Below are 26,795 nucleotides of genomic sequence, written 5' to 3'. Positions count from 1 at the left end.
GGTAAAAATTACAGCACCGAAGGTAGCAGTCCTACAAGGCTTCCCTCTTCCAGAAGCTGCATCGCCTTATCAATATCCGGGGCAAAGAAGCGGTCGTCATCGTAATGCGTGACGTGCTCGCGCAGCACCTGACGCGCCTGCTCCAGCAGCGGGCTGGATTTGAGCCCTTCACGCAGATCGATACCCTGACTCGCCGCCAGCCATTCCACCGCCAGCACGCCGCGGGTGTTGGAGGCCATTTCCCAGAGACGACGCCCGGCAGCCGGTGCCATCGAAACGTGATCTTCCTGATTCGCCGAGGTAGGCAGGCTGTCCACGCTGTGCGGATGCGACAGCGCCTTGTTTTCGCTTGCCAGCGCTGCGGCCGTTACCTGAGCGATCATAAAGCCCGAGTTGACCCCGCCGTTACGCACCAGGAACGGTGGCAGCTGGGACATGTGTTTATCCATCATCAGCGCGATACGGCGCTCGGCCAACGCGCCGACTTCGGCAATCGCCAGCGCGATATTATCCGCCGCCATGGCCACCGGCTCGGCGTGGAAGTTACCGCCGGAGACCACCTCGTTTTCCTGGGCGAACACCAGCGGGTTATCGGACACCGCGTTGGCCTCCACCAGCAGCACCTCCGCCGCCTGGCGCAGCTGCGTCAGACACGCGCCCATCACCTGCGGCTGGCAGCGTAGGGAATAGGGATCCTGCACCTTTTCACAGTTGTGGTGTGAATCCGCGATCTCGCTGGTGTCGGTAAGCACGTGACGGTACATCGCGGCGGCATCGATCTGCCCGCGCTGACCGCGCACCTCGTGGATGCGGGCATCGAACGGGCGACGCGAGCCCAGCACCGCTTCGGTGGTCAGCGCGCCGCACACCACCGCCGAGGCAAACAGATCTTCCGCTTCAAACAGGCCGCGCAGCGCAAAGGCGGTTGAAGCCTGGGTGCCGTTCAGCAGCGCCAGACCCTCTTTCGCCGCCAGCGTGATCGGCGTTAACCCGGCTTTTTTCAGCGCCTCTTTCGCCGGAAGCCACTCGCCCTGCCAGCGCGCTTTGCCTTCACCCAGCAGCAGCAGCGACATGTGCGCCAGCGGCGCGAGATCGCCGGAGGCCCCGACGGAGCCCTTCGCCGGGATCCACGGATAGACCTCCGCATTCACCAGCGCCATCAGCGCCTGGATCACGCTCAGGCGAATGCCGGAGAAACCGCGCGCCAGGCTGTTGATTTTGAGTACCATCATCAGACGGACAATCTCATCATCAAGCGGCTGGCCAACGCCCGCCGCATGCGACAGCACCAGCGAACGCTGCAGGTTTTCCAGATCGTGCGTCGCGATGCGGGTCTGCGCCAGCAGCCCAAAGCCGGTGTTAATCCCGTAAGCCGTGCGCCCTTCGGCAACGATGGCTTCAACGCAGGCGACGCTGTCGTTAATGGCGGCGTGGGCACTTTCATCAAGCGAAAGGGTGACCGGCTGACGCCAGACGTTACGCAGCTGTTTAAGCGTCAGCGAGCCGGGAGTGAGTGTTAACGCGTTCATTAATGCTTTCCTTGTGTGGCAGGGATCATCGGCAGGTTAAGGCCCTGCTCTTTGGCACAGTCAATGGCAATCTCGTAACCCGCATCCGCGTGACGCATCACGCCGGTTGCCGGGTCGTTGTGCAGCACGCGAGCGATACGCGCGGCGGCTTCATCCGTTCCGTCACAGACAATAACCATCCCGGAATGCTGGGAGAAGCCCATCCCCACGCCACCGCCGTGGTGCAGTGACACCCAGGTCGCGCCGCTGGCGGTATTCAGCAGAGCGTTCAGGAGCGGCCAGTCGGAGACCGCATCCGAGCCGTCGCGCATGGCTTCCGTTTCGCGGTTCGGGCTGGCAACGGAGCCGGAGTCCAGGTGGTCGCGGCCAATGACGATCGGCGCGGAAACTTCACCGCTGCGCACCATTTCGTTAAAGGCCAGACCCAGCTTTTGCCGCCACTCCAGCCCTACCCAGCAGATACGCGCCGGCAGGCCCTGGAAGTTAATGCGCTCGCGGGCCATGTCCAGCCAGTGGTGCAGATGTTCGTCATCGGCGACGATCTCCTTCACTTTGGCGTCAGTTTTGTAGATATCCTCCGGGTCACCGGACAGGGCAACCCAGCGGAACGGACCGATACCGCGGCAGAACAGCGGACGGATATAGGCCGGAACGAAGCCGGGGAAGTCGAAGGCGTTATTTACGCCCATCTCTTTCGCCATCTGGCGAATGTTGTTGCCGTAATCAAAGGTCGGAATGCCCATCTGGCTGAAAGCCAGCATGGCGGAGACGTGCTCGGCCATGGAGCGCTTCGCGGCAAGCACCGTACCTTCCGGATCGGTTTCCGCTTTTTGCTGATAGGCTTCCCACGTCCAGCCTTTCGGCAGGTAACCGTGCAGCGGGTCATGGGCGCTGGTCTGGTCGGTGACCAGATCCGGACGCACGCCGCGGGCGACGAGTTCAGGAAGAATGTCCGCCGCGTTGCCGCACAGGGCAATCGACACCGCTTTGCCTTCGGACGTGTATTTTTTGATGCGCGCCAGCGCGTCATCGAGATTCTCGGCCTGTTCGTCGACGTAACGGGTGCGCAGACGGAAATCAATGCGGCTCTGCTGGCACTCAATATTCAGCGAACACGCACCGGCCAGCGTGGCGGCCAGCGGCTGCGCGCCGCCCATGCCGCCGAGACCTGCTGTGAGCACCCAGCGGCCTTTCAGCGAGCCGTTGTAGTGCTGGCGACCGGCTTCCACGAAGGTCTCGTAGGTGCCCTGCACAATCCCCTGGCTGCCGATGTAGATCCAGCTCCCGGCGGTCATCTGGCCATACATCGCCAGCCCTTTCGCGTCCAGTTCGTTGAAGTGTTCCCAGGTGGCCCAGTGCGGCACGAGGTTAGAGTTGGCGATCAGCACGCGCGGGGCGTTTTTGTGGGTTTTAAACACGCCAACCGGCTTGCCGGACTGCACCAGCAGGGTTTCGTCGTGTTCGAGTTCGGTCAGGGATTTTACAATTGCGTCATAGCATTCCCAGTTGCGCGCGGCGCGGCCTATGCCGCCGTACACCACCAGCTCGTGGGGGTTTTCCGCCACCTCAGGATCAAGGTTGTTCATCAACATGCGCAGCGGGGCTTCGGTGAGCCAGCTTTTGGCGGTAAGCGTGGTGCCACGCGCGGCGCGGACATCCTGCTGGCGGTATTTACCTGACGACATTGTGTGCTCCTCATACGGGACAGATGATGCATTTAGATATACTTGTATAGACAAGCACACACAAGGCCGGATTTAACAAAAAAGATACAATTTTGTTATATTGCGTTAGCGATCACGCTTATAAAACTTATGACATAAAGTGGCCCTGCAGCCGGTAACGGTTCCCCGGGAAAAGCAGCCGGGCATGCGACACAATGTGCGACGAGGACCAGGTTCGACGGCGGATCAGCAGGCACGGGTCGTGCTCTTTAATCCGCAGCCGCTCGCACTCCTGCGGCGTCGCGCGCACGGCTTCCACAATGTGCTCCCCTTCCGTCAGCGGTGCGACGAGCGAGAGATAGGCGTGCGGCGTGGTCTGGGTGTAATCCTGATTCAGATAGTCCGGTATCCGTTCAGCGTTCACGCAGCGATCTTCAATCTGCACCGGAATGTCGTTCTCAAAATGCACCATCACCGAGTGGAAGATCCGACTGCCTTCTTTAACATTCAGCTCTACCGCCTGCTCGGCGCTGGCCTTGGTCTCTTCGAGCACCAGTACCTCACAGCGGTGCTGATGATTACGCGCGGCAATTTCGTCCGCAATACTGCGGATTTCAAACAGGGCAGATTGCCCTTTCGGTTCCGCCACAAACGTCCCCACGCCCTGCAGGCGCACCAGAAGCCCTTCGTCAGTCAGCTCGCGCAGCGCCCGGTTGATGGTCATCCGGCTAAAGCCAAACTGCGCCACCAGATCGGCCTCCGAGGGAATGCGGTCGTGCGGCCGCCAGACGCCGGTGGCGATTTTTTCGCTGATCGCCTGCTTCACCTTTTCGTAGAAAGGCGCGGGAGGGCTCGACTGCGGCAGGGGTGAGCGTGAAAACATCGTGACTCCTTGAATAGTGTTATGCCCACCAGTGAGCAATTTGCCAGGCCAGACGGGCGGCAAGCTTTGCGCCCTGCCCGTCCCGATCGAACTGCGGGTTAAACTCTACCAGATCGGCGGCCTGTAGCTTACCGCTGCGGCAGATTTGTTCGATAACCGGGAGAAGATCCAGCGCCGGTATGCCTAACGCGGCCGGCGCGGACACGGCAGGCATTTCGCTGGCGGGCAGGACGTCCAGATCGATCGTCAGATAGATACGATCGGCCTGGGCCAGCACCTTTTCCAGCGCGGATAGCGCATCGCGCCTGAAATGGAGATCTTCCACCAGCGTGACGTTCAGGCGTTCGGCCTCATCCCACAACGCCTGCGTGTTGGCCGCCCGGCTCACGCCAAAGCAGGCGTACTGAAATGCCCGCCCGCGCTCATCGCAGTAGTGCGCCAGCTGGCGAAACGGCGTGCCGGACGTCGCCCGCTCGGCCTTGCGCAGATCGAGATGGGCATCAAGATTGATAATGACAACCCGCTCGTCCGGAAAGGCGTCCAGAACGCCGCGACCGTGCGCCCACGCGGTTTCGTGTCCGCCGCCAAAGATCAGCGTGCGCATCCCGGACCGCTGGCATGACGTCACGGCATCGCTTAACGCCTGCTGTGCCGCCTCAAGCTCGTCACCTTCAACGTAAACCGACCCCATATCCGCCAGCCGATCGTGTCCCTCATGGCTGGCCATATTCGCCAGCGCCTTACGCAGCATATCCGGAGCCTGCACGGCACCGGGCCTGCCCAGATTGCGTTTTACGCCCGCATCACATTCAAAGCCTATCAGCGCAATGCCGGATGCCAGCGGCGTGAACTCTCCCTGCTGCTTTATCGTCTGGAAAATGCGCGTTGCGTTGCTGGCCTCGGCGCTGTCGTCGCGCCCCTGCCAGACCGTTTCTGCAACGGGCCGCCATAACTTCATACTGCCTCCCCACGGAAAATACGTTGATACAGCGGGTTGCGTCCCGGCTCGTAGACCATCTCTACCGGATGGTGAGCATCCCAGACGATGAAATCAGCGACAAACCCGGCCCGCAGCTGACCGTGGGTTGCACCACGGCCCAGCGCCTGCGCGGCATGGCGCGTGACGCCAGCCCAGGCTTCCTCGGGCGTCAGGCCAAACTGGACGCAGGCCATGTTCATCGCCAGATGCAGGCTGGCAAACGGGCTGGTGCCGGGGTTATAGTCGGTGGCGACCGCCATCGGCACACCCTGTTTTCTGAGCTGTTCAACCGGCGGACGCTGGCGTTCCTGCAGAAAATAGAACGCGCCCGGCAACAGGACCGCAACCGTGCCGCTTTGCGCCATCGCCTGAACGCCTGCGTCGTCAAGATATTCGATATGATCGGCAGAGAGTCCTTTATACCGGCTGACCAATGCCGCCCCCCCCTGATTCGACAGCTGCTCGACGTGCCCTTTCACCGGAATACCGAGCGCGGTTGCCGACTTGAAGAGGCGCTCGGTTTGCGACGGGGTAAAGCCGACGTTTTCACAGAACACGTCTACTGCTTCATATAACTCTTTTTGCCACAGCGTGGGCAATATCTCCTCACAGACCAGCGTGAGGTAGGCATCCGGATCCTGTCGGTATTCCGGCGGAACCGCATGGGCCGCCAGCAGCGTTGGGCTGATATCGATCGGATTATTGAGGCCCAGTTGGCGCGCGACCAGCAGCATCTTCTCTTCGGCCTCGGGGTTTAGACCGTATCCCGACTTGATTTCAACCGTAGTGACGCCTTCATTCATCAGTCGCTGAAGCCGCTGCTGCGCCAGCTTAAGCAGGGTTTCGGGCGAGCTGCTGCGGGTCGCCGTCACGGTAGCGTTAATTCCGCCCCCCTGGGCGCTGATGGTTTGATAAGAGACGCCGTTCAGACGCTGCTCCCACTCCGCCGCGCGATCGCCGCCAAATACAAGGTGGGTATGGCAGTCAATCAGGCCAGGCGTGACCAGACGCCCCTGGAGATCGACGCTGTGACGGTGTCCGGCCGGAATGTCAGATTCAGGGATCACGGCCAGGATAGTTTGACCCCTTACGACCAGGGCATGTTGCTCTTTCAGTCCATAGGGCGCAGATACGTCCGGCACCATCGTAGCCAGTCGCGCATTTCGCCATATCACATCGTCGGGATGAATCTGCTGCATGGGCATTCCACTTGTCATAGGTTGTATAGACATTTATTTGCATCCACCGTCTACTGTCAACCGCCTTGAAGGAAAATGTTAGTTATTTGTGATCACTTACTTGCCGCTCTCGGGCTAAAAATGGAACTTTTACCCTTTTTATCTTCCCGTTTCGCTCAACTTAGTATAAAAAAGCAGGCTATTTCGTCTGTCCCGTAAAGACTTGCATACCCAGGAGCTCTACCTTGAACATTTCCAGGATTTCCCGTCTGGCGTTAGCACTCGCCTTTGGCGTGACCTTATCCGCTTGCAGTTCAACACCACCGGATCAGCGACCTTCTGAGCAGGTTGCGCCCGGTACCGCCTCCCGCCCGATTTTGTCCGCTGATGAAGCGAAAAACTTCGACCGTGCACACTACTTCTCAGCGATGGATCCTAACGCTGCGCCGTGGACCCCGTCGTCTATTAATCTGCCGAAACAGCCTGACTTCGTGGTTGGCCCGGCGGGTGCGCAGGGCGTAACGCATACCTCAATTCAGGCTGCGGTTGATGCTGCCATCACTAAACACAGCGCGTCTCGCCAGTACATCGCGATTCTGCCTGGTGAATATGAAGGCACCGTGTATGTTCCGGCGGCCCCTGGCAGCATTACGCTTTACGGTCTGGGCGAAAAAGCGATTGACGTAAAAATTGGCCTGGCGATTGATTCCGAAATCGACAGCAACACCTGGCGTCACCTGGTGAACCCGGCCGGTAAATATATGCCGGGCAAACCGGCGTGGTATATGTTTGATAACTGCCAGAGCAAGCGTTCCGCCACCATTGGCGTAATGTGCTCGGCGGTATTCTGGTCTCAGAATAACGGTCTGCAGCTGCAGAACCTGACCATTCAGAATACCCTGGGTGACAGCGTTGACGCCGGTAACCACCAGGCCGTTGCGCTGCGTAGCGATGGCGATAAGGTGCAGATTAACAACGTCAACATTCTGGGCCGTCAGAACACCTTCTTCGTGACCAACAGCGGCGTGCAGAACACCCTGCAGAATAACCGTCTGACCCGTACCCTTGTGACCAACAGCTACGTTGAAGGTGACGTGGACCTGGTGTCTGGTCGCGGCGCGGTGGTGTTTGATAATACCGATTTCCGCGTGGTGAACTCACGTACTCAGCAGGAAGGTTACGTGTTTGCTCCGGCAACCCAGTCGAACCTCTTCTTCGGCTTCCTGGCCGTGAACAGCCGCTTTAATGCTGCCGGTGACGGCGTGGCGCAGCTGGGACGCTCCCTGGACGTGGACTCAGCCACCAACGGTCAGGTTGTGATCCGCGACAGCGTGATCAACGAAGGCTTCAACATGGCGAAACCGTGGGCGGATGCCGCGATCTCCAAACGTCCGTTCTCCGGCAACACCGGTGCGGTGGATGATAAAGGGAACGTGCAGCGCAACCTGAACGACGCTAACTTCAACCGCATGTGGGAATACAACAACCGCGGTCTGGGTAGCAAAGTGGTTGCTGAGCCGAAGCAGTAAGCTGTTTTGCCGGGTGCCGGCTTCGCCTTACCCGGCACACAGAGATAAAAAAACCTCGCATTCGCGAGGTTTTTTGTTTTAAGCCGCTTAGTGAGCGTTAACCACCACCCACATTGGCCCCTGGCCTACGGCGTAGCGCCCTTTTTCTTCCAGCAGTCCCTGCTCGCCTTTAATTTCGTACAGCGCAATGTGGTGGGATTTCTGCCCCGCCGCAATCAGGTATTTGCCGCTGTGATCGATATTAAAGCCGCGCGGCTGGGTTTCCGTTGGCTGGAAGCCTTCAACCGCCAGCACGCTGCCATCTTCAGAAACGCTAAACACGGTAATCAGGCTGGAGGTACGGTCGCAGGCGTACAGATGGCGGCCATCTGGCGTAATGTGGATATCCGCCGCCCAGCGGGTGTCGGAGAAATCAGACGGCATCATGTCCAGCGTCTGCACGCACTCAATCTGACCGTTTGGATCTTTCAGTTCCCATACGTCCACGGAGCTGTTCAGTTCGTTGACCACGTAGGCATACTGCTGGTTCGGGTGGAAGACCATATGACGCGGACCAGCGCCTTCAACAGTCGTAACTTCAGCTGGATTCTGCGCCACGAGGTGACCATCGTCGCTCAGGGTAAACAGGCAGATACGATCCTGCTTCAGCGCAGGTACCCACAGCGTGCGGTTATCCGGAGAGATATTCGCCGAGTGGCAGCCTTCCAGCCCTTCCACCACATCCACGGTTTCGACCGGAATACCATCTTCCAGACGCGTTACGCTGACGCAGCCCGCGTTATACGAGCCGCTGAAGACAAAGTTGCCTTTGCGATCGGTAGAGATATGGGTTGGGCTGCCCGGCAACGGGGCTTCAGCAGTGTACGTCAGCGCACCGTCGTCCGGAGAAATGCGATAGGCCAGCACGCGAAACTCCGGACGCACACCCACGTACAAGAAACGTTTATCCGGGCTGATGACCATCGGTTGCACCTGGCCTGGCACATCAACAACCTGAACCAGCGTGAGTGTCCCTTCGGTATTTAAACGCCAGACGTGGATCTGCTGGCTTTCAGGACTGGCGGTATAAACGGTTTGTTTCATGAATATTCACTCCTCACTGCGCATGAAAGTAGTTAACTTTTGACGGTGAATGCTGAATTGTCGACAGGAATTTTGAAGCGTTCGCCTCTCGGTGTACCATCCCATCAAAACGTAAATTCAATATTAACCCGGGAAAACAGATGACCTCGCGTGTGATTGCTCTGGATTTAGACAGTACCTTACTGACGCCGCAAAAAACCCTTCTCCCCTCTTCTCTGGAAGCGCTTAAACGCGCGCAGGAAGCGGGATATCAACTCCTTATCGTAACGGGTCGACATCACGTTGCCATTCACCCTTTTTATCAGGCACTGGCGTTAGATACACCTGCAATTTGTTGTAATGGCACTTATTTGTATGATTATCAGGCAAAAAAGGTTTTAGAATCCGACCCGCTGCCGGCTCCCCAGGCGCTGCAACTGATTGATCTGCTGGATGAGCATGCCGTTCACGGCCTGATGTATGTGGATAACGCGATGGTCTACGAGCGCCCTACCGGCCACGTGGTGCGCACCAGCAACTGGGCGTTGTCCCTGCCTGAAGCGCAGCGTCCCGTCTTTACCCAGGTTTCCTCCCTGCGTCAGGCGGCCCAGGACGTTGAGGCTATCTGGAAATTCGCCCTGACGGATGAAGACACAACCAAGCTGAATGCCTTCGCGAAACACGTGGAACAGACGCTGGGTCTGGAGTGCGAATGGTCCTGGCACGATCAGGTGGATATTGCCCGCAAAGGCAACAGCAAAGGCAAACGCCTGACGCAGTATGTGGAATCAAAAGGCTGGTCGATGCAGGACGCGATCGCCTTCGGCGACAACTACAACGACATAAGCATGCTGGAAGCCGCCGGTACCGGTGTGGCGATGGGCAATGCAGACGACGCGGTAAAAGCGCGCGCTAACGTGGTCATTGGCGACAACACCACCGACAGCATCGCGCAGTACATTTATACCCACCTGCTGTAATCAGGCGGTGATCGAGACGCTCTTGATTTGCGCGTAGAGCCACAGGCCGGGTCTGATCCCTAACTCATCCCTGGCCCACGGGCTGATGCGCGCCCAGAGCGTCCTGCTGCCGACCTCGAGCTTCACTTCCACTTGGCCGTTATCATCAAAACACTCCGCGACTTTGGCGCGCAGGATATTTCGAATACTGGTTTGCAGCGGCGGCTGCAGCACCAGCGAGACGTCAGATGCCTGAATACGAATACGCAGCGCGGACTGTAACGGCTTGTCGATCTTATTGACCCAAAGATGCTGGTCACCCAACGCCAGGGCGGTCATCGCGTAGTGCGGATGGTGTTCCAGCACGCTCACCTTCAGGATGCTGCTCTGCTGCTCCCTGGGTAACCACGGATGCATGACGCTGCTGCCCCACACCTCTTCCAGGTTGCCAAACGCCTTAACGCTGCCCTCTTCCAGCACCAGCACCTTGTCGGCCAGATGGAGGATTTCGTCCAGCGAATGGCTGACGTAGAGCATCGGAATATTAATTTCCCGCGTCAGGCGCTGCAGGTAGGGCAGGAGCTCACGTTTACGCGGAATATCCAGCGAGGCCAACGGTTCGTCGAGCAGCAGCAGTTCGGGTGCGGTCAGCAACGCGCGGCCAATGGCCACGCGCTGTTTTTCACCACCGGAGAGCGAGGATGGCAGCCTGTCGAGCAATGGCTCAATACCTAAAAGCGTCACCAGCTTATCAAACTGCCCGGCCATGCTTTTCGCCATGCCGTAACGCAGGTTGCCGCGCACGCTGTAGTGCGGGAACAAGCGCGCGTCCTGGAAAACATAGCCGATGCGGCGTTTATCCGGCGAGAGGTAAATTTTGTTCTCCACGTCATTCAGGACGCGGTCATTCAGAACAATACGGCCTGACTGCGGGTGGGTCAGACCGCTGATGGCATTAATCAGCGACGTTTTTCCCGCCCCCGACACGCCAAAGATGGCGGTGATTCCGCTTGCCGGCAGCGTCTCGTTAAGCGTCAGGGTATGGTTTCCCAGCGTCTGGGTGAAATGGAGTTCCAGCATGCTTATTTCCCCATCCGCTCGCGGCTGAGCCGCGCCAGCCATTCAGACACCATTAGCGACACCAGCGCCAGCACAATTGAAATGATACACAGCCGCGCCGCCGCGCCTTCACCGCCCGGCGTTTGAATCAGCGTATACATGGCCGACGGAATCGTCCGCGTCTCGCCGGGTATGTTCGACACAAAGGTGATCGTGGCGCCAAACTCGCCGAGCGAGCGGGCGAAGGCGAGCACCGTCCCGACAATAATGCCGGGTAACGTCAGGGGCAGCGTGATGGTGAAAAAGACGCGCCAGCGCCCGGCGCCCAGCGTGCGGGCCGCCTGTTCAAGCTTCATGTCCACCCCTTCCAGCGCGAGACGTATCGCCCGCACCATCAGCGGGAATGACATCACCGCTGCCGCCAGTACCGCACCGCGCCAGCTAAAAGCGAACGTCAGCCCAAACCAGTCGTAGAGCTTCTCGCCGATAAAACCGCGTCGCCCCATCGAAATCAGCAGCAGGTAACCGACCACTACGGGCGGCAACACGAGCGGAAGATGAAGCACGCTGTCGAGCAGCGTTTTGCCGGGAAACTGACAGCGAACCAGTAGCCAGGCAAAGAAGATCCCAAAGGGCAAACTCAGCGCAACCGCCAGGGAAGAGACTTTAAGGCTCAGCAGAACAGCCTGCCATTCAGGATCGGTCAATATCATCAGTGAGTCGTAAATCCGTAACGTTTAAAGATAGCGGACGCTTCAGGCCCCTTCAGATAATCGCGGAAAGCCGTCACGGTCGCATTTTTATGTCCATCAACAATCGCAACAGGATATTCCACTTTCTTGTGGGAGTCTTCCGGGAACGTTGCCACCACTTTCACCCCCTTACTGGCTACGGCATCAGAGCCATACACAATGCCCAGCGGGGCTTCGTTGCGTTCCACCAGCGCCAGCGCGCCGCGCACGTCTTCGGCCGGGGCCAGCTTCGGCGACAACGTCTCCCATGCGCCCAGCTTTTGCAGCGCTTCTTTGGCATAAATCCCGGCCGGAACGTGCGCCGGGTCGCCCACCGCCAGACGGCCACCGTTCAGCAGGCTCGTCCAGTTGGTCTGTTTGTTGATAGTGATGTCCGCCTGCGCGCTGCCTTTTGGCGCCACGACAACCAGGCTATTCCCCAGCAGCGTTTCGCGGGTTGTCGCATCAATTGATTTCTTCTCCGCCGCGTAATCCATCCACTTCTGATCCGCCGAGATGAACAGATCCGCCGGTGCGCCCGCTTCTATCTGGCGAGCCAGCGTCGAGGAAGAGGCAAAAGAGGAGACCACCTCGACGTTTTTCTCTTTTTTATACGCCGCCGCAATATCCTGCAGCGCGTTAGTCAGCGACGCCGCCGCAAAGACCGTGATTTTACCCTCGTCCGCCAGCGCGTGTCCGGTAAGGGAAAGCGTCAATGTTGCCCCTGCAAAAAGGCGTACCCATGAACGTGCCATCTGTAACTCCTGTGAGTAGCGTTATATACACATTAATATAACGATAACGTCAGGGAGATCCCAGCGTTTAATCGTACCGCTGAATGGGTAAACCGGTGTGATGCGTTAAATTATATCGGCGAAAACGGGAAAATCTTGAGAGCAAAACGCCCGGACAAGCCGGGCGTTTTGAGGGGAATCAATGCTGCTTTTTAGCCTGGTCTCTGTGACCAATGTTCGAAAAGACGTTGAACACTTCACCCAGGCCGTAGATGGCACCGAGGATGATGGCCATCACTACTGGTACCATGATCACGGCGAATACCAGACTTTTCAACAACTCTAACATGGTTTTCTCCAGATATTGTGAATGACTCATTCTACCCTGAATAGTGAGAAAAACATCCCCTTTTGTGCGGTACCCTTTGCGCCCTGCACCATTTGGGTCACAATACTCTTTTTGCCAGGACACTGTTATGCAGGCCGAAATTCTCCTCACTCTACGACTTCAGCAAAAGCTTTTCGCCGATCCGCGACGTATCGCCCTGCTTAAACAAATAGAACAAACGGGCTCGATTAGCCAGGGGGCGAAAAACGCGGGAATCAGCTATAAAAGCGCCTGGGACGCCATCAACGAGATGAACACCCTGAGCGAACACCCGCTGGTGGACAGAGCCACGGGCGGCAAAGGCGGCGGCGGTGCGATCGTGACGCGTTATGGCCAGCGCCTTATTCAGCTTTACGATCTGCTGGCGCAGATCCAGCAAAAAGCGTTTGATGTGTTGAGCGATGACGATAACGTTCCGCTGGACAGTTTGCTGGCCGCCATTTCCCGCTTCTCTTTACAAACCAGCGCCCGCAACCAGTGGTTTGGTACGGTGACGGCGCGCGACGATCTCCAGGTACAGCAGCATATTGAGATCCTGCTTGCCGATGGCACCACCCGTCTGAAGGCCGCCATAACGGCGCAAAGCGCGGAACGTCTTGAACTGAATGAAGGTAAAGAGGTGCTGGTGCTGCTGAAAGCGCCGTGGGTCAATATCACGCGCGATCCCGACGCGGCAAAGGCAGCAGATAACCAGCTGCCGGGCACAATCAGCCATATCGAACGCGGCCAGGCGCAATGCGAAGTGCTTATGACCCTGGCAGATGGGCAACCGCTTTGTGCGACCATACCGCTCAGCGAGTCGGACGACTTAGAAGAAGGTGCTGTCGTCACCGCTTATTTCAACGCGGACCGGGTGATTATCGCCACTTTGTGCTGAGCACATTGACAATCGTACCGACAGTGCGTATCCCTGATATCTGGCGCTGCAAAAACAGGGATAAATCATGTCATCATTGCATATTTCGCAAGGCACGTTTCGTCTTAGCGATACCCGAACACTAACGATTGCTGATTTGACGATTCGCGCGGGTGAAAGCTGGGCGTTTGTCGGCACTAACGGCAGCGGTAAATCCGCGCTGGCCCGCGCGCTGGCGGGAGAGCTCAACCTCCTCAAAGGCGAATACCAGAGCGACTTTACGCGCCTGACGCGCCTGTCGTTTGAACAACTGCAAAAGCTGGTCAGCGACGAGTGGCAGCGCAACAACACCGATTTACTCAGCCCTGGCGAAGACGATACCGGCCGTACGACGGCGGAAATTATTCAGGATGAAGTGAAGGATCCCGCCCGCTGCCGGCGCCTGGCAGAACAGTTCGGTATTACCCCTCTGCTGGACCGGCGCTTTAAATACCTTTCTACCGGCGAGACGCGAAAAACGCTGCTTTGTCAGGCGCTGATGAGCCAACCTGAACTGCTTATTCTGGACGAACCGTTCGACGGTCTTGACGTGCAGTCCCGGGCGCAGCTGGCGTCCCTGCTAGCATCTCTTAATCAGCAGGGATATACCCTCGTGCTGGTGCTTAACCGCTTCGATGAAATTCCGGACTTTATCCAGCACGCGGGCGTCCTGACCGACTGTAACCTGACCGAAACCGGAGAAAAAACAGCGCTGCTCAAGCAGGCGCTGATTGCCCAGCTCGCGCACAGTGAACAACTCGACGGAATTACCCTTCCGGAACCTGACGCCCCTTCGGCCCGCCACGCGCTCGATCCCCACCAGCCGCGCATCGTGCTGCGGGATGGCGTGGTCTCTTATGACGATCGCCCGATCCTTAACCGCCTCAGCTGGACGGTCAATCCGGGCGAGCACTGGCAGATTGTCGGCCCCAACGGCGCGGGAAAATCGACGCTGCTGAGCCTGATCACCGGCGATCATCCGCAGGGCTACAGCAACGACCTCACGCTGTTTGGTCGGCGTCGCGGCAGCGGAGAAACCATCTGGGATATCAAAAAGCATATCGGCTACGTCAGCAGCAGCCTGCATCTGGATTACCGGGTCAGTACCACGGTACGCAACGTGATCCTCTCCGGGTATTTTGATTCCATCGGAATTTATCAGGCGGTGTCGGACAAACAACATAAGCTCGCCCAGCAGTGGCTGGACATTCTGGGCATGGATAACCGGGTGGCTGACGCGCCGTTTCATAGTCTTTCGTGGGGGCAGCAGCGTCTGGCCCTGATCGTTCGCGCGCTGGTGAAACACCCTACGCTGCTGATCCTCGACGAACCGCTGCAGGGACTCGACCCGTTGAACCGCCAGCTTATCCGCCGCTTTGTGGACGTGCTGATTAGCGAAGGTGAAACGCAGCTGCTTTTCGTTTCACATCATGCCGAAGATGCCCCCGCCTGCATCACGCATCGCCTGGAGTTTGTTCCGGACGGTGAGGGTTATCGCTACCTTCTCAGCAACGTTGATTAACCGCGGAGGGCTCTGCCCTCCTCTTTTTCAGATAACTTGCATCAATACATCGCTATCTCTTTGATCTAGAATGCTCTCAGTCATGAAAAAAGTGAGTGTGAAAACGAGTGTAAACGATTCCACTATTTTATCCCATGTCACACTTTTCGCGTCTCTGTTATGCTATGGTTATTACATACCATAAGCCCAATGGAGCGAAATATGCGAGTTCTGGTAACAGGTGGTAGCGGTTACATAGGTAGTCATACCTGCGTGCAACTGCTGCAAAACGGCCATGACGTCATCATTCTCGACAACCTGTGCAACAGTAAGCGCAGCGTGCTGCCTGTGATTGAACGTCTTGGCGGTAAACAACCGACTTTTGTGGAAGGCGACATCCGCAACGAAGCGCTGATGACCGAGATCCTTCACGACCACGCCATAGAAGCGGTGATCCACTTCGCGGGTCTGAAAGCGGTCGGTGAATCCGTTGCGAAGCCGCTCGAGTATTACGACAACAACGTCAACGGCACTCTGCGTCTCATCTCCGCCATGCGCGCGGCGAACGTCAAAAACTTCATCTTTAGCTCCTCCGCCACCGTCTACGGCGATCAACCGAAAATTCCTTACGTTGAAAGCTTCCCGACCGGTACCCCGCAAAGCCCGTACGGCAAAAGCAAGCTGATGGTGGAGCAGATCCTGACCGACCTGCAAAAAGCCCAGCCGGAGTGGAGCATCGCGCTGCTGCGCTACTTCAACCCGGTCGGCGCGCATCCGTCTGGCGATATGGGTGAAGATCCCCAGGGCATCCCAAACAACCTGATGCCGTATATCGCCCAGGTTGCCGTTGGCCGTCGCGACTCGCTGGCGATTTTTGGCAATGACTATCCGACCGAAGACGGCACCGGCGTGCGCGACTACATCCACGTAATGGATCTGGCCGACGGTCACGTTGCGGCCATGCAGCAGCTGGCTGACAAACCGGGCGTGCATATTTACAACCTCGGCGCCGGAGTCGGCAGCAGCGTGCTGGACGTGGTTAACGCCTTCAGCAAAGCCTGCGGCAAGCCGGTGAACTACCACTTCGCACCGCGTCGCGAGGGCGATCTGCCTGCTTACTGGGCCGATGCCACCAAAGCCGACAAAGAGCTTAACTGGCGTGTGACGCGCACGCTTGATGAAATGGCACAGGATACCTGGCACTGGCAGTCACGCCACCCGCAAGGCTATCCGGACTAAGGATCCGTCATGACGCAATTTAATCCCGTCGATCATCCGCATCGTCGTTTTAACCCGTTAAGCGGGCAATGGATTTTAGTTTCTCCGCATCGCGCTAAGCGCCCCTGGCAGGGGGCGCAGGAGACGCCTGCAAAACAGACCCTGCCGCAGCACGACCCGGACTGCTTCCTCTGTCCGGGCAACACGCGCGTTACCGGGGATAAAAACCCGGACTACAAAGGCACCTTCGTGTTCACAAACGATTTTGCCGCCCTGATGACCGACACGCCGGACGCGCCTGAAAGCCACGATCCGCTGATGCGCTGCGAAAGCGCGCGCGGAACCAGCCGCGTGATCTGCTTCTCTCCCGATCACAGCAAGACGCTGCCGGAGCTGAGCGTGGACGCGCTGAAAGAGGTCGTCAGCACCTGGCAGGCACAAACCGCAGAGCTGGGGCAGAGCTATCCGTGGGTGCAGGTGTTCGAAAACAAAGGCGCGGCCATGGGCTGCTCGAACCCCCATCCGCACGGCCAGGTCTGGGCGAACAGCTTCCTGCCTAACGAAGCCGAGCGTGAAGACCGTCTGCAGAAAGCGTATTACGCGGAAAACGGCTCGCCGATGCTGGTGGATTACGCGCAGCGTGAACAGGCCAACGGCAGCCGTACCGTGGTGGAAACCGAACACTGGCTGGCCGTCGTGCCTTACTGGGCCGCGTGGCCGTTTGAGACGCTGCTGCTGCCGAAAGCACATGTTCTGCGTATTACCGATCTCAGCGACGCGCAGCGCGACGACCTTGCCCTGGCGCTGAAAAAGCTGACCAGCCGTTACGACAATCTGTTCCAGTGCTCCTTCCCGTACTCCATGGGCTGGCACGGCGCGCCGTTCAACGGGGAAGAGAATCAGCACTGGCAATTGCATGCCCATTTCTATCCGCCGCTGCTGCGCTCTGCGACGGTACGTAAATTTATGGTGGGCTACGAAATGCTGGCAGAAACCCAGCGTGACCTGACGGCGGAACAGGCGGCAGAACGTCTGCGTGCCGTTAGCGACGTCCACTATCGCGAATCAGGAGTCTAAAAAATGAGTCTGAAAGATAAAACACAATCCCTGTTTGCTGAGAAATTTGGCTACCCTGCCACCCACGTTATCCAGGCGCCAGGCCGCGTTAACCTGATCGGTGAACACACCGACTATAACGATGGTTTCGTGCTGCCGTGCGCCATCGATTATCAGACCGTTATTAGCTGTGCGAAACGCGACGACCGTAAAGTCCGCGTGATTGCGGCTGATTACGGTAATGAGACGGACGAATTTTCCCTCGATGGCTCGATTGTGACGCACGACAGCCAGCAGTGGTCTAACTACGTGCGCGGCGTCGTCAAACACCTTCAGAAGCGTAACAAGAACTTCGGCGGTGCGGATTTAGTCATCAGCGGCAACGTGCCGCAGGGTGCGGGCTTAAGCTCCTCTGCGTCTCTGGAAGTTGCCGTCGGCACCGTATTCCAGCAGCTTTACCATCTGCCGCTGGATGGCGCGCAAATCGCCCTGAATGGTCAGGAAGCAGAAAACCAGTTCGTGGGCTGTAACTGCGGCATTATGGACCAGCTGATTTCCGCGCTCGGGAAAAAAGAGCATGCCCTGTTAATTGATTGCCGTTCGCTGGGAACCAAAGCCGTTCCCCTGCCAAAAGGCGCGGCCGTGGTGATCGTTAACAGCAACTTTAAGCGCACGCTGGTGGGCAGCGAATACAACACCCGCCGCCAACAATGTGAAACCGGCGCCCGTTTCTTCCAGCAGCCAGCCCTGCGCGACGTGACGCTCAATGAATTTAACAAAGTGGCGCACGAGCTGGATCCGGTTGTCGCCAAACGCGTTCGTCACGTGCTGACGGAAAATGCCCGTACGGTTGAAGCCGCGTCCGCGCTGGCGAAAGGTGACCTGAAACGCATGGGTGAGCTGATGGCGGAATCTCATGCCTCCATGCGCGATGATTTTGAAATCACCGTTCCGCAGATCGACACCCTGGTGGAAATCATCAAAGCGACCATTGGCGACAAAGGCGGCGTGCGCATGACGGGCGGCGGTTTTGGCGGCTGTATCGTTGCGCTGGTGCCAGAAGCGTTGGTCCCTGCCATACAGGATGCCGTGGCGAAGCAGTACGAAGCCAAAACAGGCATCAAAGAAACCTTCTATGTTTGTAAAGCATCACAAGGAGCCGGACAGTGCTAAACGAAACACCTACACTCGCACCGGATGGTCTGCCGTATCGCCTGTTAACCCTGCGCAACAGCGCTGGGATGGTCGTTACGCTGATGGACTGGGGTGCTACCCTTCTTTCTGCCCGCGTACCGATGCCGGACGGCAGCGTGCGCGAGACCCTGCTCGGCTGCGCCTCACCTGAGCAGTACGTCAATCAGTCCGCCTATCTGGGCGCGTCCGTTGGGCGATATGCTAACCGCATCGCGAAAAGCCGTTTTGAACTCAACGGCGAGCAGTACACCCTGCTTCCAAGCCAGGGTGAGAACCAGCTGCACGGCGGGCCGGACGGGTTTGATAAACGCCGCTGGAAGATTGTTCGTCAAAACGACGGTGAAGTGCTGTTCTCACTGGATTCGCCTGATGGCGATCAGGGCTTCCCGGGGAACCTTACCGCGTCCGCGCGCTTTACGCTGACCGATGACAACCGTATCGCCATTGAATACCGCGCGAAGGTCGACAGGCCGTGTCCGGTCAACCTGACCAATCACGCGTACTTTAATCTGGATGGTAGCCAGTGCGACGTGCGTGAGCACAAGCTGCAGATCCTGGCGGATGCGTATCTGCCGGTTGACGAGATGGGCATTCCATATCAGGGCCTTAAAGACGTGAGCGGCACCAGCTTTGACTTCCGCAGCGCGAAAACCATCGCCCGGGATTTCCTGAGCGATGACGATCAGCGTAAGGTGAAAGGCTACGATCACGCTTTCCTGCTGCAGGCCAAAGGTGATGTGAAGCAGCCTGCCGCGCAGGTCTGGTCTGCGGATGACAAGCTGCAGATGACGGTTTATACCACTGCCCCTGCCCTGCAGTTTTACTCAGGCAACTACCTCGGCGGCACGACGGCGCGCGAACACGATGAGTACAGCGACTGGCAAGGCCTGGCGCTGGAGAGCGAGTTCCTGCCGGACAGCCCGAACCATCCGGAATGGCCGCAGCCAGGCTGCGTGCTGCACCCGGGTGAAGAGTACGTGAGCGTGACGGAATACCATTTTATTCCACATTAATATTCAGCCCTCCCTCCGGAGGGCTTTTTTCTGCACGCCTTGCTGAAAATAGCGCCGATCGCAGACAAAATCATAACCCTGGATTCACAAGCATCTTACACTCAGAGACTATTTTCGCTATGGTTAGGGTTAAGCGTTGCTGCTGGCACGGCCACGGCAATATAATGAGAATTGTTATCATTCTAAAAATGCTTGAGGAGTAAGAGATGGCTATTACTAAGCTGGTCCTGGTGCGTCACGGCGAAAGCCAGTGGAACAACGAAAACCGCTTTACCGGTTGGTACGACGTTGATCTGTCCGAGAAAGGCGTAAGCGAAGCAAAAGCAGCAGGTAAACTGCTTAAGGAAGAAGGCTTCAGCTTTGATTTTGCTTACACCTCTGTGCTGAAACGTGCCATCCACACCCTGTGGAACGTGCTGGACGAACTGGATCAGGCCTGGCTGCCGGTTGAGAAGTCCTGGAAATTGAACGAACGTCACTACGGTGCGCTGCAGGGCCTGAACAAAGCGGAAACCGCTGAGAAATATGGCGACGAGCAGGTTAAACAGTGGCGTCGCGGCTTCGCAATCACCCCGCCAGAGCTGACCAAAGATGACGAGCGCTACCCGGGCCACGACCCACGTTACGCGAAGCTGACCGACGCTGAGCTGCCAACCACCGAGAGCCTGGCGCTGACCATCGACCGCGTTGTGCCTTACTGGAACGAAACCATTCTGCCACGCCTGAAAAGCGGCGAGCGCGTGATCATCGCGGCTCACGGTAACTCTCTGCGTGCGCTGGTGAAATACCTGGACAACATGGGAGAAGACGAAATCCTCGAACTGAACATCCCAACCGGCGTACCGCTGGTGTATGAGTTCGACGAAAACTTCAAGCCAATCAAACACTACTATCTGGGTAACGCAGAAGAGATCGCGGCGAAAGCAGCGGCAGTTGCGAACCAGGGTAAAGCGAAGTAATTTTCGCCAGACATAAAAAAAGCGCGGAGCCTTCCGCGCTTTTTTATTTGAGCCGTCAGAATTAACCGCGACGCGCTTTTACCGCATTTGCCAGCTGGCGCAGGATAGCGTCGGTATCGTCCCAGCCGATGCAGGCATCGGTCACGCTTTTGCCGTACACCAGCGGCTCGCTGCCTTCCTGGTTCTGGTTACCTTCAACCAGATGGCTTTCGATCATCACCCCAATCACCGCCTTCTCACCGCCGGCAATCTGCTGGCAGACGTCTGCTCCCACTTCCATCTGCTTTTTAAACTGCTTGCTGGAGTTGGCATGGCTGAAATCGATCATCACCTGCGGCGGCAGTCCGGCTTTTTCCAGCCCGACTTTCACTTCTGCCACGTGTTTCGCGCTGTAGTTCGGCTCTTTACCGCCGCGCAGAATGATGTGGCAGTCACCGTTCCCGCTGGTGTTAACGATGGCGGAGTGACCCCATTTTGTCACGGACAGGAAGCAGTGCGGCGCACCAGCGGCGTTGATGGCATCAATAGCCACCTTAATGGTGCCGTCAGTGCCATTTTTGAAACCCACCGGGCAAGAAAGACCGGACGCCAGCTCGCGGTGGACCTGAGATTCAGTCGTGCGCGCACCAATTGCGCCCCAGCTCATCAGGTCTGCAAGGTATTGTGGCGTAATCATGTCCAGGAATTCACCGGCCGCAGGCAGGCCGCTGTCGTTGATCTCAAGCAGCAGCTTGCGCGCAATGCGCAGGCCGTCGTTGATCTGGAAGCTGTTATCCATGTGCGGATCGTTAATCAATCCTTTCCAGCCAACGGTGGTGCGCGGTTTTTCAAAATAGACGCGCATGACGATTTCCAGCTCATCCTTTAGCTCTTCACGGAGGGTGAGCAGACGGGCGGCGTATTCTTTCGCGGCAGCCGGATCGTGAATGGAGCACGGACCAATCACCACCAGAAGACGATCGTCATTACCTTTCAGGATCTTATGGATCGCTTTACGAGCATGAGAAACCGTGTTTGCGGCATTTTCAGTGGCGGGGAATTTCTCAAGGAGCGCTACAGGAGGTAATAACTCATTGATCTCTTTAATGCGTAAATCGTCGTTCTGATAATTCATCTTCGTTCCAGCTCTGCCATATCTTTAGTAATGAAAGCAATCCTTTCAATCTATCTTGTCGACAAGGAAGTGTAAACACGGTTTTACACTTCACGCAGATAATTCCTGGAATTCGCCTAAAAATCGCCACAAAATAGCGAAAAACGAGATCTAACCTAAGCTTTTTAACTGTAACAACCAATTTTTACACGCTTAAACGCGATTCCCTACTGACGTAAGTCCGTAAGGCGGGATCTTTCGCCTCTGAAAAAGATGCACTGTTGGAGAATGTTATCCAGCGTAACGACAAGAACAGGAGCACCATGATGAAAATGACAAAACTGGCAACTCTCTTCCTGACCGCTACACTCACTCTGGCCAGCGGCAGCGTCCTGGCTGCGGAAACGGGCACCTCAGACAGCAATGGTGACGCCAATGCGGCTGCGGCAGCAGGTCAGCCTGCGCCTGATGCGAAACAGAATATCGCCCCGAATAATGTCGACAACAGCCAGATCAATACCGGCAACACCAACACCGGCGGCACCATGCTGCATCCAGACGGTAGCGGTTCCGGCACTATGAACCATGACAATATGAGTTCAGATGAAGTCCATAAGAACTCAATGTGCAAGGACGGCAAATGCCCGGACCCTAACGACAAAGTGGGTAGCGACGCCAATACCAAAACCGATGGCACCACCCAGTAATTTGTTATGAACCGTCAGAAAAAGGAGAGCTCAGGCTCTCCTTTCTTTTGGAGTAACCTATTAAAAACGCTACACTAAAAACAATAACACATCAGGAAAGCAGACATGGCGCACTCCCATTCACACTCGCACTCATCCGGCAACGACAACGCTAAACGACTGATGTTGGCCTTTGGCGTCACAGCAACGTTTATGGTTATCGAGGTCATTGGCGGCCTGATTTCCGGCTCTCTGGCACTTCTGGCTGATGCCGGACACATGCTGACCGATGCAGCCGCCCTGCTCTTCGCCCTGATGGCCGTGCAGTTTGCGCGTCGTCCTCCAAATGCGCGCCATACCTTCGGCTGGCTGAGACTGACCACACTGGCCGCGTTTGTTAACGCTATTGCACTGGTAGTCATTACCATTCTTATCGTCTGGGAGGCAATACAGCGCTTCAGACACCCGCAGCCGATCGCCGGGGCAACCATGATGGTGATTGCCGTAGCAGGGCTGCTGGCGAATATTCTGGCCTTCTGGATTTTGCACCGCGGCAGCGGGGAGAAGAACCTGAACGTACGCGCTGCGGCTCTGCATGTTATGGGTGATTTGCTCGGCTCAGTCGGGGCGATTGTCGCCGCGCTGGTGATTCTCTACACCGGCTGGACGCCTGTCGATCCGATTCTGTCCGTTCTTGTGTCGTGTCTGGTCTTGCGCAGCGCCTGGCGGCTGCTGAAGGAGAGCGTGAATGAACTGCTTGAAGGGGCGCCAGCTTCCATGGATATCGACGAGCTGAAGCGCAACCTGCGCCGTTCAGTCCCGGAAGTACGCAACGTTCATCATGTTCATGTCTGGCTGGTGGGAGAGAAACCGGTCATGACGCTGCACGTCCAGGTGATCCCTCCTCACGATCACGATGCGCTGCTCGATCGCATCCAGCACTTCCTGGAACATCACTACGACATTAGCCATGCCACCGTTCAGATGGAGTATCAGCCCTGTAGCGGACCGGACTGCCACCTTAACGAGGCGCAGTCCGGCCATTCACATCATCATGACCACTAGCCGGAAAGCGCGTGAGAGCCTCGCTCGCGCGCGCTGTTAATCCACATCCGGCTGCCGTTCAGCGCGATGAAGGTCAGCAGCAGATATTCCAGCGACATCGCATAGACGCCCTGCAGGGCGAAGATCGCCACGCTGATCACGTTGATGATGACCCACAACAGCCAGTTCTCAACGTATTTACGGGTCATCAGAATCATCGCCGCAATCGACAGCACCATCATGCAGGAATCCCAAAACGGGAAGGCATCCGGCTGGAGTTCAGGCATCGTCACGTTCAGGCCGATGCCGGACATGGCCGAAACGGCAACGCGGGTCAGGAACGCAAAAACCGGGTTGATGTAAACGGTCATTAAGCCAATGGCCACCACGCAGGCGACGAACCAGGCGATGGCTTTCGGCAGGGGCAGCCAGCGGATCTGCAGCTCGGCCTCCTGCTGGCTGTTCTGACGCGACCAGGCGTACCAGCCGTAAATATTGGCGGCAAAGAAGAACAGCTGCAAAAGCAGGCTGGCGTACAGCTGGATCTGGAAGAAGATAATCGCAAACAGCGTGACGTTAATCAGCCCGAACGCGTAGTTGCTGATCTTCTCCAGGCTTGCCAGCCAGATACAGAGTAATCCCGCCAGCGTGCCAACGGCCTCGATCCATGACAGGTCATAGCCACCTGCACCAATCGGTATATGAACCAGAATGTTATGTGTGCTAAAAAAATCCATCTTTTCCCCGGGGCGTTTTGAATTAAGTACGTAGTGTAGCCGCAAAATCCAGCATGCGGTTAAGCGGAATTAACGCGCCTTCACGCAGGGCGGCATCCACATGGATTTCATGCGCCGCACCACCGGTTTCTAACCCCTCGGCAATCGCTTTCAGGCCGTTCATCGCCATCCACGGGCAATGTGCACAGCTGCGACATGTTGCGCCCTCGCCTGCCGTTGGCGCTTCAAGAAGCTCTTTCTCCGGTACGGCCTGCTGCATCTTGTAAAAGATACCGCGATCGGTCGCCACGATAAGCTGCTTGTGAGGCAACGTTCTGGCAGCGTTGATAAGCTGGCTGGTTGAACCCACGGCATCCGCCATGTCGACAATCGACTGCGGAGATTCAGGGTGAACAAGAATGGCTGCGTCAGGATAAAGCGCCTTCATGCGGGCCAGCGCCTGAGTCTTGAACTCGTCATGAACGATACAGGCGCCCTGCCAGCAGAGAACGTCAGCTCCCGTCTGCTTCTGGACATAATTGCCGAGATGGCGATCGGGCGCCCAGATAATTTTCTCGCCCAGGCTATCCAGATGTTCAATCAGTTCAACGGCGATGCTCGATGTGACCACCCAGTCTGCACGCGCTTTTACGGCCGCAGAGGTGTTAGCGTAGACCACCACGGTCCGGTCAGGATGGGCATCACAGAAGGCCGTGAATTCGTCAATCGGGCAGCCGAGATCCAGTGAACACTCCGCGTTAAGCGTGGGCATCAGAATGGTTTTTTCCGGGCTCAGGATCTTTGCCGTTTCGCCCATAAAACGCACGCCGGCAACCAGCAGCGTGGAAGCGGGATGTCGTGCACCGAAGCGCGCCATCTCCAGTGAGTCAGAAATGCAGCCCCCGGTCTCTTCAGCCAGCTGCTGTATTTCCGGGTCGGTGTAGTAATGGGCCACCATTACTGCATCGCGCTCTTTAAGAAGACGTTTGATCTTCTCGCGGTAGAACTGCTTTTCGTCCTGGCTTAGCGGGACAGGCTTTGGCGGAAACGGATAGATTGCGGCTTCAGGATCAAACATCACACTCATTATGGCTTCTCGTTTTACGGGCTTAACAATATTGCCTTTCATTTGCCTGACATAGCAAAACGCGTGGCAATTGTGTTTTGTATACTAAACAAGATAGCGAATCTGGAGTGAAAAGTCACCGGGAATAGATGGGCGGAGCATTTGTTGTACCGCAGATAGCAAAAAGGCGCCTTTAGGGCGCCTTTCTACACTGGTGGGTCGTGCAGGATTCGAACCTGCGACCAATTGATTAAAAGTCAACTGCTCTACCAACTGAGCTAACGACCCCTTGCGGGATGTACTGCAAATTTATTCAGGCTGGTGGGTCGTGCAGGATTCGAACCTGCGACCAATTGATTAAAAGTCAACTGCTCTACCAACTGAGCTAACGACCCATTCGGGTGTTGCCTGAATTATCACTCGGCACCAATAAAATTGGTGGGTCGTGCAGGATTCGAACCTGCGACCAATTGATTAAAAGTCAACTGCTCTACCAACTGAGCTAACGACCCGAGTGGTGGGTGATGACGGGCTCGAACCGCCGACCCCCTCCGTGTAAAGGAGATGCTCTACCAACTGAGCTAATCACCCACTCTGTACTGCCGGAACTGCGTTAATTGGTGGGTCGTGCAGGATTCGAACCTGCGACCAATTGATTAAAAGTCAACTGCTCTACCAACTGAGCTAACGACCCACTTTTATGCTGTTTTCACGTTGTTTGATATCCCGTGGCAACGGCGGCATATATTACTGATTTAAGAATTCTGCGCAACAAAAATTTCGATGAAGATCACTTAACTGCTTAGTAATCATGCTGCACGACCAGAAATAACGCGATTTCTGGTCATGCGATAATCATCCCATCGAATTCAGACGTTTTTGCGCCTGCTTAGCACCTTCGGTGCCCGGGAATTTAGAGACCACCTGCTGATAAACCGCTTTGGCTTTCGCAGTGTCGCCTTTGTCCTGCATGATGACGCCCACTTTGTACATCGCATCAGGCGCTTTTGGCGATTTCGGGTAGTTTTTTACCACGGAGGCAAAATAAAACGCCGCATCGTCCTTTTTACCCTTGTTGTAATTCAACTGACCGAGCCAGTAATTGGCATTTGGCTGATAAGTGGAATCAGGGTATTTCTTAACAAAGTTCTGAAACGCAGTAATCGCGTCATCCTGACGAGATTGATCCTGCACCAGGGCAATAGCCGCATTGTAGTCAGTATTCGCGTCACCGCTCTGTACAGGCGCGCCTGTTGAGGCTGAAGCATCAGCAGATGGCGCTGGCGCAGACGTCGCAGCACCGCTCTGATCGCCTGCGGCTGGCTGTGCTGCTGCACCACCGCTGCTCAGGCTATCTATCTGCAACAAGATTTGCTTCTGACGTTCCACAACCTGGTTAAGCTGATACTGGCTTTCCTGAATCTGACCGCGGAGAGAGTCAATATCATTCTGGTTATCGGAAAGCTGTTGCTGGAGTTGGGTTAAAAGCTGGCTATGAGCGTTAGAAATACGCTCGAGTTGAGTGACCCGGTCTTCTACCGAGCCTGAGCCGACACTACTGATTGGTGCCTGAGCAAAAGCGGCCCAGGGGGCCGCTATTCCAACCAGTAACGACAGACTCAACAGATGATGTCTGAAGTTACTGCTCATGCAATTCTC

Annotated in this window: 25 protein-coding genes and 5 tRNA genes; 11 read left to right on the top strand and 19 right to left on the bottom strand. The window is 56.8% G+C overall.

Translation table 11 applies throughout. The annotated features are described in order from the left end of the window. Positions 1–8 precede the first annotated feature (8 nt). From hutH to hutI, 5 genes are all read right to left on the bottom strand, one after another. Entirely contained in the window at positions 9–1,529 is a 1,521-nt protein-coding gene (hutH, locus tag KGP22_RS06495; RefSeq protein ID WP_223581666.1) for a histidine ammonia-lyase, read from the bottom strand. After that, a complete protein-coding gene (gene hutU / locus KGP22_RS06490) occupies positions 1,529–3,214 on the bottom strand; it encodes a urocanate hydratase (protein WP_223581664.1) in 1,686 nt (561 codons plus the stop codon). Before hutU ends, hutH begins: the two co-directional genes overlap by 1 nt. A 127-nt stretch (positions 3,215–3,341) precedes the next feature. After that, positions 3,342–4,076, bottom strand: coding sequence for a histidine utilization repressor (locus KGP22_RS06485; RefSeq protein ID WP_223581662.1), 735 nt, complete (start codon positions 4,074–4,076; stop codon positions 3,342–3,344). 19 nt (positions 4,077–4,095) lie between these two features. Beyond that, positions 4,096–5,034, bottom strand: coding sequence for a formimidoylglutamase (hutG, locus tag KGP22_RS06480; RefSeq protein ID WP_111963807.1), 939 nt, complete (start codon positions 5,032–5,034; stop codon positions 4,096–4,098). Continuing rightward, positions 5,031–6,254: an imidazolonepropionase gene (gene hutI / locus KGP22_RS06475; RefSeq protein WP_111963806.1), complete on the bottom strand. Its 1,224-nt coding sequence runs from the start codon at positions 6,252–6,254 to the stop codon at positions 5,031–5,033. Before hutI ends, hutG begins: the two co-directional genes overlap by 4 nt. A gap of 224 nt (positions 6,255–6,478) precedes the next feature. On the opposite strand from hutI, the gene KGP22_RS06470 reads away from it, so the two are divergent. Beyond that, positions 6,479–7,762, top strand: a complete 1,284-nt coding sequence (locus KGP22_RS06470; RefSeq protein WP_111963805.1) for a putative acyl-CoA thioester hydrolase — start codon at positions 6,479–6,481, stop codon at positions 7,760–7,762. 87 nt (positions 7,763–7,849) lie between these two features. On the opposite strand, the gene pgl is transcribed toward KGP22_RS06470, so the two are convergent. After that, positions 7,850–8,845: a 6-phosphogluconolactonase gene (gene pgl / locus KGP22_RS06465; RefSeq protein ID WP_045909472.1), complete on the bottom strand. Its 996-nt coding sequence runs from the start codon at positions 8,843–8,845 to the stop codon at positions 7,850–7,852. Positions 8,846–8,985: 140 nt separating this feature from the next. Here pgl and KGP22_RS06460 point away from each other — a divergent pair, with 140 nt between their 5' ends. Next, on the top strand, positions 8,986–9,804 hold the full coding sequence (locus KGP22_RS06460) for a pyridoxal phosphatase (protein ID WP_223581647.1): 819 nt from the start codon (positions 8,986–8,988) through the stop codon (positions 9,802–9,804). On the opposite strand, the gene modC is transcribed toward KGP22_RS06460, so the two are convergent. The 4 genes from modC to KGP22_RS06440 form a co-directional block, all read right to left on the bottom strand. Continuing rightward, complete coding sequence (gene modC / locus KGP22_RS06455; RefSeq protein ID WP_223581645.1) at positions 9,805–10,863, bottom strand: molybdenum ABC transporter ATP-binding protein ModC; 1,059 nt, start codon at positions 10,861–10,863, stop codon at positions 9,805–9,807. A gap of 2 nt (positions 10,864–10,865) precedes the next feature. Then, entirely contained in the window at positions 10,866–11,555 is a 690-nt protein-coding gene (gene modB, locus KGP22_RS06450) for a molybdate ABC transporter permease subunit (RefSeq protein WP_033144966.1), read from the bottom strand. Beyond that, positions 11,555–12,328, bottom strand: a complete 774-nt coding sequence (modA, locus tag KGP22_RS06445; protein WP_111963802.1) for a molybdate ABC transporter substrate-binding protein — start codon at positions 12,326–12,328, stop codon at positions 11,555–11,557. Before modA ends, modB begins: the two co-directional genes overlap by 1 nt. A gap of 178 nt (positions 12,329–12,506) precedes the next feature. Continuing rightward, positions 12,507–12,656, bottom strand: coding sequence for an AcrZ family multidrug efflux pump-associated protein (locus tag KGP22_RS06440; RefSeq protein ID WP_008501118.1), 150 nt, complete (start codon positions 12,654–12,656; stop codon positions 12,507–12,509). Positions 12,657–12,783: 127 nt separating this feature from the next. Between KGP22_RS06440 and modE the strand changes: the two genes are divergently transcribed. The 7 genes from modE (at position 12,784) to gpmA (ending at position 20,531) form a co-directional block, all read left to right on the top strand. Beyond that, positions 12,784–13,572, top strand: coding sequence for a molybdenum-dependent transcriptional regulator (modE, locus tag KGP22_RS06435; RefSeq protein ID WP_223581643.1), 789 nt, complete (start codon positions 12,784–12,786; stop codon positions 13,570–13,572). 67 nt (positions 13,573–13,639) lie between these two features. After that, positions 13,640–15,112 carry a molybdate ABC transporter ATP-binding protein ModF gene (gene modF / locus KGP22_RS06430; protein ID WP_223581641.1) on the top strand — a complete coding sequence of 491 codons (1,473 nt, stop codon included), beginning with the start codon at positions 13,640–13,642 and terminating at the stop codon, positions 15,110–15,112. Positions 15,113–15,313: 201 nt separating this feature from the next. Then, complete coding sequence (gene galE, locus KGP22_RS06425; protein WP_048026980.1) at positions 15,314–16,330, top strand: UDP-glucose 4-epimerase GalE; 1,017 nt, start codon at positions 15,314–15,316, stop codon at positions 16,328–16,330. A gap of 9 nt (positions 16,331–16,339) precedes the next feature. Continuing rightward, entirely contained in the window at positions 16,340–17,386 is a 1,047-nt protein-coding gene (gene galT, locus KGP22_RS06420; RefSeq protein WP_223581639.1) for a galactose-1-phosphate uridylyltransferase, read from the top strand. 3 nt (positions 17,387–17,389) lie between these two features. Then, positions 17,390–18,538, top strand: coding sequence for a galactokinase (galK, locus tag KGP22_RS06415; RefSeq protein ID WP_223581637.1), 1,149 nt, complete (start codon positions 17,390–17,392; stop codon positions 18,536–18,538). Then, positions 18,532–19,572 carry a galactose-1-epimerase gene (galM, locus tag KGP22_RS06410; protein WP_223581635.1) on the top strand — a complete coding sequence of 347 codons (1,041 nt, stop codon included), beginning with the start codon at positions 18,532–18,534 and terminating at the stop codon, positions 19,570–19,572. The genes galK and galM overlap by 7 nt, the downstream gene beginning before the upstream one ends. A gap of 206 nt (positions 19,573–19,778) precedes the next feature. Further along, positions 19,779–20,531 carry a 2,3-diphosphoglycerate-dependent phosphoglycerate mutase gene (gpmA, locus tag KGP22_RS06405; RefSeq protein ID WP_023310804.1) on the top strand — a complete coding sequence of 251 codons (753 nt, stop codon included), beginning with the start codon at positions 19,779–19,781 and terminating at the stop codon, positions 20,529–20,531. A 61-nt stretch (positions 20,532–20,592) separates the two neighbouring features. Here gpmA and aroG read toward each other — a convergent pair whose 3' ends face one another. After that, on the bottom strand, positions 20,593–21,645 hold the full coding sequence (aroG, locus tag KGP22_RS06400; RefSeq protein ID WP_223581633.1) for a 3-deoxy-7-phosphoheptulonate synthase AroG: 1,053 nt from the start codon (positions 21,643–21,645) through the stop codon (positions 20,593–20,595). Between the two features lie 305 nt (positions 21,646–21,950). Here aroG and KGP22_RS06395 point away from each other — a divergent pair, with 305 nt between their 5' ends. Together KGP22_RS06395 and zitB are read left to right on the top strand one after the other, a co-directional pair. Continuing rightward, a complete protein-coding gene (locus KGP22_RS06395; protein WP_133295411.1) occupies positions 21,951–22,331 on the top strand; it encodes a protein YbgS in 381 nt (126 codons plus the stop codon). Between the two features lie 105 nt (positions 22,332–22,436). After that, positions 22,437–23,375, top strand: a complete 939-nt coding sequence (gene zitB, locus KGP22_RS06390) for a CDF family zinc transporter ZitB (protein ID WP_149366180.1) — start codon at positions 22,437–22,439, stop codon at positions 23,373–23,375. Here zitB and pnuC read toward each other — a convergent pair. The 8 genes from pnuC to cpoB all read right to left on the bottom strand — a co-directional run bounded on the left by pnuC (position 23,372) and on the right by cpoB (position 26,786). After that, complete coding sequence (gene pnuC / locus KGP22_RS06385; protein ID WP_111963794.1) at positions 23,372–24,091, bottom strand: nicotinamide riboside transporter PnuC; 720 nt, start codon at positions 24,089–24,091, stop codon at positions 23,372–23,374. The genes zitB and pnuC overlap by 4 nt on opposite strands. Before the next feature lie 22 nt (positions 24,092–24,113). Further along, a complete protein-coding gene (nadA, locus tag KGP22_RS06380) occupies positions 24,114–25,157 on the bottom strand; it encodes a quinolinate synthase NadA (RefSeq protein WP_008501105.1) in 1,044 nt (347 codons plus the stop codon). Positions 25,158–25,348: 191 nt separating this feature from the next. Continuing rightward, a tRNA-Lys gene (locus tag KGP22_RS06375) sits at positions 25,349–25,424 on the bottom strand. Between the two features lie 31 nt (positions 25,425–25,455). Further along, positions 25,456–25,531 (bottom strand) — tRNA-Lys (locus KGP22_RS06370). A 41-nt stretch (positions 25,532–25,572) separates the two neighbouring features. Further along, a tRNA-Lys gene (locus KGP22_RS06365) sits at positions 25,573–25,648 on the bottom strand. A 3-nt stretch (positions 25,649–25,651) separates the two neighbouring features. Further along, a tRNA-Val gene (locus tag KGP22_RS06360) sits at positions 25,652–25,727 on the bottom strand. Between the two features lie 27 nt (positions 25,728–25,754). Next, positions 25,755–25,830: transfer RNA gene (locus KGP22_RS06355), tRNA-Lys, on the bottom strand. Positions 25,831–25,991: 161 nt separating this feature from the next. Next, entirely contained in the window at positions 25,992–26,786 is a 795-nt protein-coding gene (gene cpoB / locus KGP22_RS06350; RefSeq protein WP_111964366.1) for a cell division protein CpoB, read from the bottom strand. Positions 26,787–26,795: the final 9 nt, after the last annotated feature.

This window comes from Enterobacter sp. JBIWA005, from assembly GCF_019968805.1.
Taxonomy (GTDB): domain Bacteria; phylum Pseudomonadota; class Gammaproteobacteria; order Enterobacterales; family Enterobacteriaceae; genus Enterobacter; species Enterobacter vonholyi.
The sequence above is the reverse complement of the archived record's forward strand: the minus strand, read 5'-3'. Positions and strand labels throughout refer to the sequence as shown.

Bases quoted from the DNA above. Each gene is read 5' to 3' on its own strand.
- hutH (WP_223581666.1), bottom strand. From the start codon at position 1,529: ATGAACGCGTTAACACTCACTCCCGGCTCGCTGACGCTTAAACAGCTG.
- hutU (WP_223581664.1), bottom strand. From the start codon at position 3,214: ATGTCGTCAGGTAAATACCGCCAGCAGGATGTCCGCGCCGCGCGTGGC.
- KGP22_RS06485 (WP_223581662.1), bottom strand. From the start codon at position 4,076: ATGTTTTCACGCTCACCCCTGCCGCAGTCGAGCCCTCCCGCGCCTTTC.
- hutG (WP_111963807.1), bottom strand. From the start codon at position 5,034: ATGAAGTTATGGCGGCCCGTTGCAGAAACGGTCTGGCAGGGGCGCGAC.
- hutI (WP_111963806.1), bottom strand. From the start codon at position 6,254: ATGCAGCAGATTCATCCCGACGATGTGATATGGCGAAATGCGCGACTG.
- pgl (WP_045909472.1), bottom strand. From the start codon at position 8,845: ATGAAACAAACCGTTTATACCGCCAGTCCTGAAAGCCAGCAGATCCAC.
- KGP22_RS06460 (WP_223581647.1), top strand. From the start codon at position 8,986: ATGACCTCGCGTGTGATTGCTCTGGATTTAGACAGTACCTTACTGACG.
- modC (WP_223581645.1), bottom strand. From the start codon at position 10,863: ATGCTGGAACTCCATTTCACCCAGACGCTGGGAAACCATACCCTGACG.
- modB (WP_033144966.1), bottom strand. From the start codon at position 11,555: ATGATATTGACCGATCCTGAATGGCAGGCTGTTCTGCTGAGCCTTAAA.
- modA (WP_111963802.1), bottom strand. From the start codon at position 12,328: ATGGCACGTTCATGGGTACGCCTTTTTGCAGGGGCAACATTGACGCTT.
- KGP22_RS06440 (WP_008501118.1), bottom strand. From the start codon at position 12,656: ATGTTAGAGTTGTTGAAAAGTCTGGTATTCGCCGTGATCATGGTACCA.
- modE (WP_223581643.1), top strand. From the start codon at position 12,784: ATGCAGGCCGAAATTCTCCTCACTCTACGACTTCAGCAAAAGCTTTTC.
- modF (WP_223581641.1), top strand. From the start codon at position 13,640: ATGTCATCATTGCATATTTCGCAAGGCACGTTTCGTCTTAGCGATACC.
- galE (WP_048026980.1), top strand. From the start codon at position 15,314: ATGCGAGTTCTGGTAACAGGTGGTAGCGGTTACATAGGTAGTCATACC.
- galT (WP_223581639.1), top strand. From the start codon at position 16,340: ATGACGCAATTTAATCCCGTCGATCATCCGCATCGTCGTTTTAACCCG.
- galK (WP_223581637.1), top strand. From the start codon at position 17,390: ATGAGTCTGAAAGATAAAACACAATCCCTGTTTGCTGAGAAATTTGGC.
- gpmA (WP_023310804.1), top strand. From the start codon at position 19,779: ATGGCTATTACTAAGCTGGTCCTGGTGCGTCACGGCGAAAGCCAGTGG.
- aroG (WP_223581633.1), bottom strand. From the start codon at position 21,645: ATGAATTATCAGAACGACGATTTACGCATTAAAGAGATCAATGAGTTA.
- KGP22_RS06395 (WP_133295411.1), top strand. From the start codon at position 21,951: ATGAAAATGACAAAACTGGCAACTCTCTTCCTGACCGCTACACTCACT.
- zitB (WP_149366180.1), top strand. From the start codon at position 22,437: ATGGCGCACTCCCATTCACACTCGCACTCATCCGGCAACGACAACGCT.
- pnuC (WP_111963794.1), bottom strand. From the start codon at position 24,091: ATGGATTTTTTTAGCACACATAACATTCTGGTTCATATACCGATTGGT.
- nadA (WP_008501105.1), bottom strand. From the start codon at position 25,157: ATGAGTGTGATGTTTGATCCTGAAGCCGCAATCTATCCGTTTCCGCCA.
- cpoB (WP_111964366.1), bottom strand. From the start codon at position 26,786: ATGAGCAGTAACTTCAGACATCATCTGTTGAGTCTGTCGTTACTGGTT.